The 13,481-nt window shown below is 65.3% G+C and carries 10 protein-coding genes; 4 read left to right on the forward strand and 6 right to left on the reverse strand.

The genetic code is table 11. From position 1 onward, the window contains the following. Nucleotides 1–174: 174 nt before the first annotated feature. The 4 genes from LB520_RS09760 to LB520_RS09775 form a co-directional block, all read right to left on the reverse strand. Nucleotides 175–879, reverse strand: a complete 705-nt coding sequence (locus tag LB520_RS09760) for a hypothetical protein (RefSeq protein WP_224637344.1) — start codon at nucleotides 877–879, stop codon at nucleotides 175–177. Between the two features lie 72 nt (nucleotides 880–951). Then, on the reverse strand, nucleotides 952–4,056 hold the full coding sequence (locus LB520_RS09765) for an efflux RND transporter permease subunit (RefSeq protein WP_263483665.1): 3,105 nt from the start codon (nucleotides 4,054–4,056) through the stop codon (nucleotides 952–954). Between the two features lie 118 nt (nucleotides 4,057–4,174). Beyond that, entirely contained in the window at nucleotides 4,175–5,761 is a 1,587-nt protein-coding gene (locus LB520_RS09770; RefSeq protein ID WP_411969869.1) for an FAD-dependent monooxygenase, read from the reverse strand. Then, complete coding sequence (locus LB520_RS09775; RefSeq protein ID WP_140840829.1) at nucleotides 5,758–6,900, reverse strand: efflux RND transporter periplasmic adaptor subunit; 1,143 nt, start codon at nucleotides 6,898–6,900, stop codon at nucleotides 5,758–5,760. Before LB520_RS09775 ends, LB520_RS09770 begins: the two co-directional genes overlap by 4 nt. Nucleotides 6,901–7,342: 442 nt before the next feature. Here LB520_RS09775 and LB520_RS09780 point away from each other — a divergent pair, with 442 nt between their 5' ends. From LB520_RS09780 to LB520_RS09790, 3 genes are all read left to right on the forward strand, one after another. Beyond that, nucleotides 7,343–7,819 (forward strand): MarR family winged helix-turn-helix transcriptional regulator, encoded by a 477-nt coding sequence (locus tag LB520_RS09780; protein WP_095767923.1) that lies wholly within the window; start codon nucleotides 7,343–7,345, stop codon nucleotides 7,817–7,819. After that, the gene (locus LB520_RS09785) at nucleotides 7,816–9,036 is read left to right on the forward strand and encodes an HlyD family secretion protein (RefSeq protein ID WP_224637346.1); all 1,221 of its coding nucleotides are present in this window, start codon (nucleotides 7,816–7,818) and stop codon (nucleotides 9,034–9,036) included. Before LB520_RS09780 ends, LB520_RS09785 begins: the two co-directional genes overlap by 4 nt. A gap of 382 nt (nucleotides 9,037–9,418) precedes the next feature. Further along, a complete protein-coding gene (locus LB520_RS09790; RefSeq protein ID WP_224544701.1) occupies nucleotides 9,419–10,951 on the forward strand; it encodes a DHA2 family efflux MFS transporter permease subunit in 1,533 nt (510 codons plus the stop codon). A gap of 30 nt (nucleotides 10,952–10,981) precedes the next feature. Here LB520_RS09790 and LB520_RS09795 read toward each other — a convergent pair whose 3' ends face one another. Beyond that, entirely contained in the window at nucleotides 10,982–11,488 is a 507-nt protein-coding gene (locus LB520_RS09795; RefSeq protein ID WP_224610657.1) for a CAP domain-containing protein, read from the reverse strand. A gap of 168 nt (nucleotides 11,489–11,656) precedes the next feature. Here LB520_RS09795 and LB520_RS09800 point away from each other — a divergent pair, with 168 nt between their 5' ends. Further along, nucleotides 11,657–12,481 carry a DUF2189 domain-containing protein gene (locus LB520_RS09800; RefSeq protein WP_095767874.1) on the forward strand — a complete coding sequence of 275 codons (825 nt, stop codon included), beginning with the start codon at nucleotides 11,657–11,659 and terminating at the stop codon, nucleotides 12,479–12,481. Between the two features lie 224 nt (nucleotides 12,482–12,705). Here LB520_RS09800 and LB520_RS09805 read toward each other — a convergent pair whose 3' ends face one another. Next, nucleotides 12,706–13,338 carry a LysE family translocator gene (locus LB520_RS09805; RefSeq protein WP_140656967.1) on the reverse strand — a complete coding sequence of 211 codons (633 nt, stop codon included), beginning with the start codon at nucleotides 13,336–13,338 and terminating at the stop codon, nucleotides 12,706–12,708. Nucleotides 13,339–13,481: the final 143 nt, after the last annotated feature.

The raw sequence follows: 13,481 nt of genomic DNA on the forward strand, positions 1-13,481 counted from the left end.
ACGTGCAGGGTTCCGAGACAACGTGCACCAGAAACAAAGACCTAAAGCGCGTCGCCCGACTCCGTTTCAGCGCGCGACGCGCTTTATGTCGTGCTCGGGACCAATCAATCGGCCACGACCACGACGTAGCGACCCTGGTAGGCGCGGTAGTAGGTGCCGCCGCAGCGCCAGACGTCAAAACCGTTGACCTTGGTGCGGACGCAGCCGGCGGGGAGCGTCGCGACCCAGGCTGTCGTATGCCGCAGCACGCGCCAGGTGGTGGTGCGGCGGGCAACGCCCGCTGCGCTGCGCGGCGTCCAGGGCGCGCCGATTCGTGCCTCGGCAGTACTGACCAGCGACAGGGCCGGAACGGCGCTGCCGACGATCTCGACGGCGGTGATCGCGAGGGCGAGCAACGCTGCCGCCGAACGGCATTTCCTGAGGGATTTCATAGGCATGTTGGTTTCTCCAGATGTTGGTGAGGTCTAGTGGGAGGATGCAGCGGCAAACCCGGGCCGAACCCGCCAATGCCGCCAGGTGAGCAACCACGAACAGCCAGTGCGCCGCGGTTGTGAGGTAGCCGACGACGAGCACGTCGGCGGCGATGAAGAACTGCCAGAACAGAAGGTTCGCCGTTCCGAGCAGCACATGCACGGCAGCCATCACGGCATGCCAGATGCGGGAGTAGGCGATACGCCAGAGCGTCACGCCGATGATCAAGGCGAGCCCATGCGCTTCGATAAAGCCGATGCCGGTGCCGGGCGCGTTGTTGAGCAGCACGGCCTCGGCGCCGCGGCCGAAGAAGGAGCCGGCGATGTCGGTGGCGAGCCCGCCGACCGATGCGAGGATTAGGAAGCCGGCGTTGAAGCGAACCAGAAGATTGCCAAAGAAGGGTGTCATGATCGTTCCTTTCCGTGTTGGATGAAGGGTCGCCACGGCGGCATCCGCCGTGGCTGTTGGAGGAAGCGCCGGTCAGGCCGCCAGCGGTTGGGGCTCGGCGGCGGCCGTGGTCGGCTCGGCCGCGGGAGCGCTCTCGACCGGCGCCTTGATGCCGAACCAGGTGACGTAGAGCGTCGGCAGAAAGACCAGCGTCAGCACGGTCGCGACCAAAAGGCCGCCCATCACGGCATAGGCCATCGGCCCCCAGAACACGGTTGGCGCGATAGGGATCATGCCGAGGATGGCGGCCGCCGCCGTGAGCAAGATCGGCCGCAAGCGATGCGTGGTGGCGCTGATCACCGCCGCCCAGGGTTCCTCGCCGGCGGCGATATGCTGGTCGATCTGCGCGATCAGAATGACCGAGTTGCGGATCACCATGCCGATCAGCGACATCACACCGAGGATCGCGACGAAGCCCATCGGTGCTCCCGACAGAAGCAGTGCGCCGGCCACGCCGATGATCGCCAGCGGAGCGGTGAGCAGCACCAGCACCAGGCGCTGGAAGCTCATCAACTGGATCATCAGCACGGTGGCCATGATGAACAGCATCAGCGGGAAGACCACGAAGATGCTGGCCTGCGCCTTGGCGCTGTCCTCGATCACGCCGCCCTGCTCGACGCTGTAGCGCGCCGGCAGCTCCGCCTCGAAGGTGGCAATGGGGCTCGCTAGCCGCTTCGACACGGTGGTGGCGTTCTCGCCAGGTGCGACGTCGGCCTGGACGGTCACGGTCGGCAGGCGGCCGCGGCGCCAGATCAGCGGCGGCTCGGTCTGGTAGCTGAGCTTCGCGGCCTGTTCGAGCGGCACCCGCCGTCCGCCCGAAGCGCCGATCGTCAGACCGCGCAGCGTGTCGATGCTGGCGCGTTCGCTGTCCACGGCACGTGCGACAATGTCGACGAGATAGGTGTCGTCGCGCATCTGCGTGATTTTGGAGCCGGACAGCACTGCGTTGATCGTCTCCGACAGCTGCTGCGAGGAGATGCCCAGCGCGCGCGCACGATCCTGGTCGACATCGACCTTGATCACCTTGGCCGGCTCGTTCCAGTCGTAGTTGATGTTGCGCACGGCGGCATCGCTGCCCAGCACCTGCGCGAACTGCTGCGCGAGGCTGCGCGTCATGTCCGGGTCCGGACCGCTGACGCGGAACTTCAGCGGCCAGCCGACCGGCGGACCGAGCTCCAGCGGCGTGACGCGGGCCATAACGTCGTCAAAGCCGGTCGACAGCTTTTTCTCCAGCCGGTCGATGACCGCCTGGCGTACGGCGTGGCCCTTGGTGACGACCACGGCCTGGGCGAAGAAGTCGTTGGCGAGCTGCGCGTCAAGCGGCAGGTAGAAGCGCACCGCGCCCTGGCCGACATAGAAGCTCCAGTGGTCGATATCTGGATCGGCGGCGAGCAGCTTCTCGACGCGCTCGACCACGGCATCCGTCGACTTGATCGAAGCAGTGCGCGGCAAGGTGAGGTCGAGCATGACCTCGGGTCGGTCGGACTTCGGGAAGAACTCCTGGTCGACGAAGCCCATCGCCACGACGGAGAGCGCGAACAGTCCGGCCGTCGCCGACAGCACCAGCCACTTCGCCCGCATCGCCATTTCGAGCAGCGCCTGGAAACCGCGGGCGATGCGCGAGGGATGATTGCTGCCACCATGACCCTTTATGCGATCGGGCAGCAGGAAGACTCCGGTCAGCGGTGTGAACAGCACCGCAACCACCCAGGATACAACGAGCGCGATCGCCACGACAGCGAACAGCGAGAAGCAGTATTCGCCGGCGCCGCTCTTGGCGAAGCCGACCGGCACGAAGCCGGCGATCGTCACCAGCGTGCCGGTGAGCATCGGGAAGGCGGTCGAGGTGTAGGCATAGGTGGCGGCCGAGATCTTGTCGTAGCCTTCCTCCATACGCGCGATCATCATCTCGACCGCGATCATCGCATCGTCGACCAGCAGGCCGAGCGCGATGATCAGCGCGCCGAGCGAGATGCGCTGCAGCGAGATGCCGAAATACTCCATGGTGACGAAGGTGATCGCCAGAACCAGCGGGATGGCGACCGCCACGACGACGCCGGGACGCCAGCCGAGCGCCAGCAGCGAGACGGCGAGCACGATGGCGATCGCCTCGCCGAGGCTCTTGGTGAACTCGCCGACGGATTCTTCCACCACATGCGACTGGTCGGCGACCAGGCCGAGTTCGGCGTCGAGCGGCAGCTCGCCCTCCATTTCATGCATCTTCTCCTTGACCGTCTCGCCCAGGGCCAGCGCGTCGCCGCCCGAAGTCATCGAGATGGCGATGCCGACCGCCGGCTTGCCGTTGAAGCGGAACATCGGCTGCGGCGGGTCGGAATAGGCGTGCTTGACCTCGGCGACGTCGCCCAGCCGGAAGTAATGGCCGTTGGCATAGAAGTTGATCGCCTTGAGGCTTTCCTCGGAGGTGAAGCTGCCCGAGACGCGGATGGCGATGCGCTCGGGGCCGGCATCGACCGTGCCGCTCGGGGTCAGCGCGTTCTGCGCCTGCAGCGCCTGCGACAGCGTGCCGACATCGAGGCCGAGCGCCGCCACCTTCTGCGTCGAGAATTCGAGATAGATCTTCTCGTCCTGCTGGCCGATGAGGTCGACCTTGGCGACATCTTTCACCGTCAGCAGCCCGGCCCGCAGGCTGGTGGCGAGATCCTTCAACTCGCGATGGCTGAGGCTGTCGGAGGTGAGCGCATAGATCAGCGAATACGTGTCGCCGAACTCGTCGTTATAGAACGGGCCCTGCACGCCTGACGGCAGCGTCGGCTTGATGTCGTCGAGCTTCTTGCGCACCTGGTACCAGAGCGGCTGCACCTGGTCGGCGGCCACCGTGTCCTTGAGATTTACGAAGACGACGGATTCGCCGGGTTTCGTGTAGCTCTTGACGTAGTCGAGGTCCGGCAGTTCCTCGAGCTTCTTCTCGATGCGGTCGGTGATCTGCTCCACCGTGTCGCTGGTGCCGGCGCCCGGCCACATCGTCTTCACCACCATGGTTTTGATGGTGAAGGGCGGGTCCTCCTCGCGGCCGAGGCCGCCATAGCCGTAGAGGCCGGCAAGTGCGGCCGCGATCATCAGATAGACGATGAAGCTGCGGTGGCGCAGCGCCCATTCGGAAAGATTGAAGCTGGTCATGATGCGGTTCCTTTTCAGGGCGCGCGCAAGCGCGCTCCGCCGGCGCTTGCCGGCTGGCCAAAACAAATGACGGTTTGGGTTCAGTCAGCGCCCGCCGCTCGGCGGGCGCCGTCGCAATTCAGGCCAGGCTGTGCATTGTGCCCGGCACACGGTAGGGCGCGCGTTCGGCGGTCCTCGGTCGGATGGCGAGGCCGGCGAGATAGCGCTGGAAAACGGCGGCTTCCTGAACCGGCGAGGCGAGCGCGACATGCCCGTCCGGCCTCACCAGATAGGCTGCGTCGCGCTGTAGCCCGGCTTTCCCGGCTGCGTCGGTCCAAGCGAAGGCATGCACTGCAATTCCTGTCGGCGCGAGCATCGCCCGGAAATCGCAATTGACCTCGCCATAAACATGGATCTGCCAGTCGAGCGACCGCAGCGGCTCGAAATTGTCGCCGCCCGCGCCCATGATGTTGCAAGCGACATAGGGCAGGCGATCGCCGCCGCTGACCTTGCCCGCCACCCCCGAGCTGATCGGCCCGGCGCGATACTGGATCGCCGCCTGCGAGATCACGCCGAAGAAGGCGCGCGAGCCGATCGAGGTGTGCAGGGCGATGTTCAGGATCTTCGGCATCAGGTAGCGCCGGAACAGGCCGACGAGCCGCGAGCGGCTGGTAATGAAACGGAAAGCGGTGTCGGTGCTCTCGATCAGCTTGTGCGCGAAGGCAATGCGTTCCGGTTCGTAGCTGTTGAGCAGGCGCGCATCGGCCCGGCCCTGTACGACCGCCGCGAGCTTCCAGGCGAGATTCACCGCATCGCCCATGCCGGTGTTCATGCCCTGGCCGCCGGCCGGGCTGTGGATGTGGCCGGCATCGCCGGCGAGGAAGACGCGGCCGACGCGGAAGCGCTCGGCGACCCGGTGATGGACGCGGTAGGTCGAGAACCAGTTGACCTCGTCGACCTTGACGCCGGTGTCGCGCTCGACATCGGCGCGGATCGTCTCGAAGCTGATCGTTTCGTCGGCTTCATGCGCCTTCGGCACGATGCCAATCAGCCGGACCGAACCGGACTGCCGCACCGGCATGACGATTGCGAAGCCGTAGGTGCTGATCGTCGTGTCCATGCCGTTGCGGGTGATATCGCCGCTACCTTTCACGTCTGCGACGTAGAAGGACTGCTCGTAGGTGCCACCGGGGAAGCCGATGTTCAGCCCGTGGCGCACCGCGCTGCGGGCGCCGTCGCAGCCTGCGAGATAGGCGGTGCTGACGGTCTCGATCCGGCCATTCCTGCTCAGCGTGGCGATGACCGCCTCGCCCTTGTCCTGGAAAGCGACGAGCTCCGTATTGCGCTCGATCTCGACGCCGGCGCGCTCCAGATGCGTGATCAGCACGCGCTCGTGGATGTCCTGCGGCAGCGCGAAGGCGAAGGAGTAAGGGCTGATGCCGCGGCCGAAATCCGACAGCGGCAGCCTGGCGGCGACGCCGGCCGGCGTGTGCACGGTAAGCCGCTCGAGCTTCACGCCTGCCGCCAGCACGTCGTCGACGATGCCGATCTGGCGGTGGAACTCCAGCGTGCGCGCCTGGACGGCCAGCGCCCGCGAGGTTTCGCCGGGAGCGGCGGCCTTGTCGAAGATGCGCACCGGCACGCCGAGCCTTGTCAGCCACAGCGCGAGCGTCAACCCTGTCGGGCCGGCACCGGCGATGAGGACCTTTGCCTTGGACATGGTCATTTTCCTTCTCCCTCGATGATACGAACTTTTTCGTGCTCCCGCAGCCGGTTCACGCCGGCGGTGACGACCATATCGCCCTTGGCGAGCCCGTTGCTGACCACCACGCGGTCGGTCTCGTAGCGGGCGACCGTGATGGGCTTGAGTTCGACAGCGGACGAAGAGGTGACAACCCAGACTGCCGGCTTGCCGTCCTTGTCGAAGAGCGCGCTGCCCGGCAGCACCATGACCGGCGCGCCACCACCCATCTCGGCGCGGCCGGCGACGCTTGCGCCGAAACGCATCTCGTCGGGTGCATTGTCGATCGAGACCTTCACCTGGAAGGTGCGGGTCGCGGCATCGGCCATCGGCGCGATCTCGCGGATGGTGCCGACGGCCGTGATCGCCGGATTGCTGAGTAGAGAAACGGTCACCTGCGGCGGCCGCTTGGTGTCGGGAGCGTTGGCGAAGGCGGCTTCCGCGATCGAGAACACGGCGTCGCGGCTGTCCGGATCGGCGACGCGCACCACCATCTGTCCGACATTGACTGACTGGCCGGCTTCGGCGCCGGCGGCGGTGACGATGCCGTCGAATTCCGCATGCAGCTCGGTATAGCCGAGCTGGTCCTTGGCCATATCGGAGGCAATGGTCGCCGATTTGAGCTTGGCTTGCGCCGAGCGCAGGTTCTTCAGCGTCGCGTCATAATTGGCCCGCGTCGTAAAACCCTTGGCGAGCAGCGCGCCGATGCGCGCCTCGGCGGCATTTGCCTCGACAAGTACGGCCTGCGCCGCCGCGACATCGGCCTCGGCGCTGGCGAGCCGGTTGCGATAGTCCTGATCGTCGATGCGGGCGAGCACGTCGCCCTTCTTCACCGTCGCGCCGATCTCGGCGATGCGTTCGATGAGCTTGCCGGATAAACGAAAGCCGAGGTCGCTTTCGAGCCTCGGACGGATCTCGCCGACGGCGGTGCGGGTGTCCGCGCCGAGCATCGGGGCGACCGCTATCGCCTTGACGAGCTTCGTCTCAGGCGTCGCGGGTTTGGCGTTCGAGGCCTCGCTTCTTGCGCCGTGCCAGGCCATTGCGGCGCCGCCGGCAAGAACGGCGATCGATCCGGCGACAAGGCGGCGCCTCAGCGGCCTATTGTGGAAGAGTGCGGCAATCATGTTGTCTCCATGCCCAGGGTTGCGGCCGCGCTGGGAGGATGCGGCCCGGGAAATATGTTGGCTGGAGAGGGGATCGGGCGTTCGCGGGCCTGTCTTTCACCAGCCCGATCTTCTTGCGGTTTCCGGCCTGGGAAATCCCGAACGGTTTCTGAAAATTTTCCGATGTTTGTCCGAGAGACAGGCTTGACGTCGGCGCTCCAAATGTATGGCGCCCTTCGATCGACATCATCACGAACTCGCTCGGCGCCTTCTTCGTCGTCACCATGCTGATGCGCAACCGGCCATGATCTCCTGGCCTTGGGATGGGCCTACCGGCACCGACCCCTGCACGTTCATCGATCGCTAACCGTAAGGGAGCTTGCCTTGCTGCAACGTCGATTTGCCGGCTTCTCGAACAACGCAGCCTCTTGAATAGTAAGCACGCTTATTATATATACCGCTCATGGTTTCCGACGGTATCGACAGATTGGGATTTTTGATCCACGACGTGCAGCGCTTGATGCGCAAGCGTTTCGAGGCGCGCGCCAGCGGGTTGGGTCTTTCCTCGGCGCAATGGCGGCTGCTCGTGCGCGTTGCCAAGGAGGCGGGCGTCGCGCAGGCGCGGCTTGCCGAGCTCCTCGAAATCGAGCCGATCAGCGTTTCTCGCCTGGTCGACCGCATGGAGGAGGGCGGCTGGATCGAGCGCCGCCAGGACGCGACCGACCGGCGCGTGCGCATGATCTTCCCGACCGAGAAGGCGAACGCGGCCTACGCCGACGTCAAGAGCCTTGCCGGCGAGGTCTATGAGGAATCGCTGACCGGCGTGTCGGCGGAAGAGCGCCGCGTCCTGATCCGAGTGCTGGACGCCATCGTGCAGAATTTGACGGACGCCGAGACGTCCCTGGAAAAGATGAAGAATACGGAAGGGGCAGCAGCATGAACGCGGCAGCCAAGATAGAAGACGACAATGTCACCAAGCTTGCGCCGGCCCAGCCGGTCGTTAATGCGCCGGCGCAGCCGGTCGCTGAAGCGCCGGCCCAGCCGGCGGCCGCTCCGGTTGCGGCGGCTGCCGAGCCGCGGCTCGCTCCGGCGCCGAAGAAGAAGCGCCGCCCCGGGCGCTTCCTGTTGATGGTCGCCCTGCCGCTGGCCCTGCTTGCCGGCGGCGCGTATGTCTGGATCACGGGCGGCCGCTATCAGGAAACCGAGAACGCCAACCTGCAGCAGGCCAGGATTTCGGTCGCCTCCGACACGGCCGGCCGTATCGTCCAGGTCGGCATAGCCGACAACCAGCTGGTCAAGCAGGGCGACCTTCTCTTCGTCATCGACCCCGAGCCTTACAAGATTGCGCTCGCCCAGGCCGATGCGGCGGTCGCCGCCGCGCGCCTCAATGTCGAGCAGCTGCGCGCCGCTTACAGCCAGGCGATGGCGCAGGAAAAGTCCGCCTCCAGCGAGGTCGACTATGCGCAGTCGCAATATGGCCGCGCCGCCGATCTCGCGCAGAAAGGCATCAACGCCAAGTCGTCGCTCGACGAGGCCCGCAACGATCTCGACAAGGCCAAGCAGCAGCTCGCCGTCGCACAGCAGGGCATCGTCAGCGCCAAGGCAGCGCTCGGTGGCAATCCGGATATCGAGACCGACAAGCATCCGACCGTGATGGCGGCGCTCGCCGCGCGCGACAAGGCCGCCTACGATCTGGCGCAGACGACAGTCAAGGCGCCGGCGGACGGCATCGTCTACCAGGCCGCGTCGTTCAAGGTCGGCCAGTATGTCGGCGTCGGCACGCCGCTGTTTGCTCTGGTCGAGACGGGCGACACCTGGATCGACGCCAATTTCAAGGAGACCCAGCTCACCAACATGAAGCCGGGCCAGAAGGCCGAGATCGTCGTCGACACCTATCCGGGCCGCACCTTCGAGGCGACCGTGAAAGCCATCGGCGCCGGGACGGGCGCGGAGTTTTCGCTGCTGCCCGCGCAAAACGCCACCGGCAACTGGGTCAAGGTCACGCAGCGCATTCCCGTGCGCCTGGAATTGACCGACCCCGACGCCAAGATGGCGTTGCGCACCGGCATGAGCGCCACCGTCACCGTCGACACCGGCGTGGCGCGCGGCCTGCCGTCGATCTTCGGTCCCGCCACGGCAGGGGAGCAGGCGCGGTAAGACAGCGAGCCCGTCGCGATCCGTCGGGCATTGAGGGGATTGGTCCGGTGGAGACGTGGCAAGGATCAGCAAGGCAAGCCGCATGGCGGCTCGTTCGAAAGCTGAGGCCCGGCCACGGACCCGTTGGTCCTCAGGTTTCCGGGCGGCAGGGATCCGCTCCAACAGAGACTTTCAGTCGATGTAACCCCCACATCGATAGTCGCGTCCCACCGCGATGAAGGTCTCTCAACGAAGGCTTGCCGCCCGGAAACCTAGAGCCGGATGATTTCGGGCCTGTTCGACCTGAAATCTGAATCCGCCTCTAATCAAAGAGATAGAGCAGGATACTTCAGCATCATGCTCTAGCGTACATGTTTTTGTTACCTGCTGGAAGTTCAGCATCATGAGCACGCCCGAACCTTTCAAGGAAGTGCCGCACCGCGGACTGATCACAGTCGCGCTGATGCTGGCGACGATCATGCAGGCGCTCGATACCACGATCGCCAACGTCGCGCTGCCGACCATGACCGGCGACCTCGGCGCCTCGCCCGACAACATCAACTGGGTGCTGACCTCCTATATCGTGGCGGCGGCGATCATGACGCCGGTTACCGGCTGGCTCGCCGACAGGCTCGGCCGCAAGGAGCTGTTCCTCACCGCCGTCGTCGGCTTCACCATCTTCTCCATGCTCTGCGGTCTTGCCTGGAGCCTCGAGACCATAGTGCTCTTCCGCCTGCTGCAGGGCGTGTTCGGCGCGGCCATCGTGCCGCTGTCGCAGACCTTCCTGCTCGACATCAACCCGAAGGAGCGCCATGGCCAGGCAATGGCGATCTGGGGCGCCGGCATCATGCTCGGGCCGATCCTGGGGCCGACGCTCGGCGGCTGGCTGACGGAAAACTTCAACTGGCGCTGGGTGTTCTTCATCAATCTGCCGGTCGGCATCCTCGCCTTCCTCGGCATGGCCGCCTACCTGCCGGTCATCGCCAAGCGCGTGCGCGGCTTCGACTTCTTCGGCTTCGCCATGCTGTCGCTCGGTGTCGGCGCGCTGCAGCTTCTGCTCGACCGCGGCGGCGAGGTCGACTGGTTCAACTCGGCCGAAATCTGGATCGAGCTCGCGCTGTCGCTCACCGGCTTCTGGGTGTTCATCATCCACACGGTGACGGCCGAGCATCCCTTCATCGATCCGAAGATATTCCTCGACCGCAATTTCGTGACCGGGCTGGGCTTCATCTTCGTCATGGGCGTACTGATACTGGCCTCGATGTCGCTGTTGCCGCCGATGCTGGCCAACATCTTCGGCTATCCGACCGTGACCATCGGCGTCGTGCTGGGTCCGCGCGGCATCGGCACGATGATTTCGATGCTGGTCGTCGGCCGCATCATGCACAGGATCGATGCCAGGATCCTCGTCGCCATCGGCTTCCTGCTCACCGCGCAGTCGCTCTACACGATGGCGAGCTTCACGCCGCAGATGGACAATTGGCTGATCATCTCCTCGGGCGTCATCCAGGGTCTCGGCATGGGCATGGTGTTCGTGCCGCTGTCGACGGTCGCCTTCGCCACGCTCGACGCGCGCTACCGCACCGACGCCACCTCGCTGTTCAGCCTGGTGCGCAATCTGGGCTCCTCCATCGGCGTATCGGTGGTCGCGGCGCTGATGGTGCGCAACACCCAGGTCAACCACACCGAGCTGTCGGCGTTCATCAATCCATACAACCCGAATCTGTGGGCCGCTTCTCCGGCGGCCGCCGCCGGCGATCCCGTAGCACTTTCGCAGGTCGACCGCGCGGTGAATGCCCAGGCGATGATGATTTCCTATATCAACGACTTCAAGATCCTGATGGTGATGACGCTGGCCGCCATTCCTTTCGTCATTCTGCTGCGCAAGCCAAAAGCGGCACCGGCGGGCGGGGCGCCGGCCGCGCATATGGATTGATAAAGTCGCTGCTCTCAGCCGGCCGCCTTTTCAGCGGCCCAGCACCAGCGCCCAATAGCGCAACGCCGGATCGCGGCCGTCCCGCACGTAAGCCAGCCCGAAGCGGCTGAAGTCCTGATCGAGCATGTTGCGGCGGTGGCCGGCCGAATGCATCCAGATGTCGAACAGCTTCTCAAGGTCGAAACGGCCCTCGGCGATGTTTTCGGCGGCGGCGCCCCGCACGCCATTGTCCTTCATGCGCGAGGCGAAATCCTTGCCCCAGCCGGTGGTGTGGCTCATGCGCTCGCGCGAGGCCATATAGCCGGCCTGCTGCAGCGCCGCCTGTTCGAGCTGCGCGTCCGGCGTCAGCGTCGGCAGACCGGCGGAGCTGCGGATACTGGCCAACGTCGCTGTCGCGGACGAAGAGACACCCGCGCCTTCGCCGGTTGGCACGGAGACGGTGCTGCAGGCGGCTATGCCGGCAAGCGCCACCAGGCCGGCGGCCGCGAGCAACGTGCGGCGGTTGAAATCGGGGGAGGTGGTGATCGAGGTGGTCATGCGGCCTCTGATACCGGCGATCGTGGCTTTTGCCGGGCAGGGCGATGAAAATCGCATGAAGCGCGACATTCCCCGGAAGATCGGTTATCATCCCGGCGTTCTTGAAAGTGGCAGCCACGGGCGGCCACCCAGGCGGTGACCGCCCCCGGTATAAAACGGAGGACGGTTATGGCTGGTTTTCATGTCATGGCGGACGCGCGCGGGATGCATGTGCAGCCCACGGTGCGCCACATCACCACGTCGGATCTCTGGGATGCGTTGAGGCTCGGCGCCGAGGATTTCTGGGCCAAGCCGTCGCATTATGTGTTCCTGTGCCTGATCTATCCGATCGTCGGCCTGATCCTGACCCGGTGGAGCTCCGGCTCCAACGCCATCCAGCTCGTCTATCCGCTGATGTCGGGCTTCGCGCTGATTGGGCCCTTCGCGGCCATCGGCCTTTATGAGATCAGCCGCCGGCGCGAGCTCGGCATGAGCAGCCGCTGGCATCATGCGCTCGACGTGCGCCACTCGCCGGCGCTGCCGTCGATCGCCGTCATCGGCGTCCTGCTCTTCGCGCTGTTCCTGTTGTGGCTGTTCGCCGCGCAGTCGCTCTACACCAGCCTGTTCGGCGCCGAGCCGCCCGCTTCGGTCGGCGCCTTTTTGCGCGATGTGCTGACGACCGGCAGGGGCTGGACGTTGATCCTCGTCGGCAACGCCGTCGGTTTCGTTTTCGCCGCCGTCGTTTTGGCCACCACCGTCATTGCCTTTCCGCTGCTGCTTGACCGCGATGTCGGCGCCGTCTCGGCAATTGAAACCTCGGCCCGTGCCGTCATGGCCAATCCGCTGACGATGGCGCTTTGGGGGCTTACGGTCGCCGTGTTGCTGGTGGTCGGCTCGATCCCGCTGTTTGCCGGGCTTGCCGTCGTCATGCCGATCCTCGGCCACGCGACCTGGCATCTCTACCGCAAGGTGGTCGAGCCGGAGCAGATCCGGCCTGTACGCCGGCCGATGTAGATCTGATGGCTCGCCCTTAGGGTGCGTTGAGATTCAGGTCAGGCGGACCCGAGAATGATGGCCGTCGAGAACCGGCCTACGCCGGCCGTAGCCTTCATAGAGCAAAGACACTTATGAGGGCTTCGGCCGGCGAAAGCCGGAGCGGAGCGTACTGCTGTACGTGAGCACCGGAAGCGCAGACAGCCGTCATTCGCAGGCCGGTCTCACCTGAATATCAATGTGCCCTAGCGCTGCGCCTCGGTCGCCATCTTCAAGGCCAGGGCGGTCAGCACCGTGCCCATCATCCAGCGCTGCACGACCAGCCAGAACGGCCGTCCGGCGAGGAAATTCGCGATCGAGCCGGCCGTCACCGCAATGATGGCGTTGACAGTGAGGCTGATCGAGATCTGCGTCACGCCGAGCACCAGAAGCTGCGACAGAACATGACCCTTGGCCGGATTGATGAACTGCGGCAGCAGCGACAGGTAGAGCACGGCCACTTTCGGATTGAGCAGGTTGGTCATCAGCCCCATGACGAAGAGCTTGCGCGGCCTGTCCCTCGGCAACTCGCGGACCTGGAAGGGCGAGCGCCCGCCGGGCTTCAGCGCCTGCCAGGCGAGCCACAACAGATAGAGCGCGCCGGCGAAGCGAAGCGCGTCGTAAGCGTATGGCACGGCGAAGATGAGCGCCGTGATGCCGAACGCTGCCGAGACCACATAAAACAGGAAGCCCAGCGCCACGCCGCCGAGTGAGATCAGCCCGGCTTTCGGCCCTTGCGACAGCGAGCGCGAGATCAGGTAGATCATGTTTGGCCCAGGCGTGAGCACCATGCCGAGGCAGATCAGCGCGAAGGTAAGATGATTGGCGGCGTCGGGCATCGGAGTCTCCGGTGGCGACGTGACAATCATCACGCGCCTCGGCGTTAGCAAGAGCATGATTGCGGGAGCTTTTGCGCCAGCGCGGACAATTGGCGAAATCGGCGAAGCTGCCAATCTCCCCCTTGCGGGGGAGATGCCTGGCA

The sequence above is a fragment of the Mesorhizobium sp. CA12 genome (genome assembly GCF_020165255.1).
Taxonomy (GTDB): Bacteria; Pseudomonadota; Alphaproteobacteria; order Rhizobiales; family Rhizobiaceae; genus Mesorhizobium.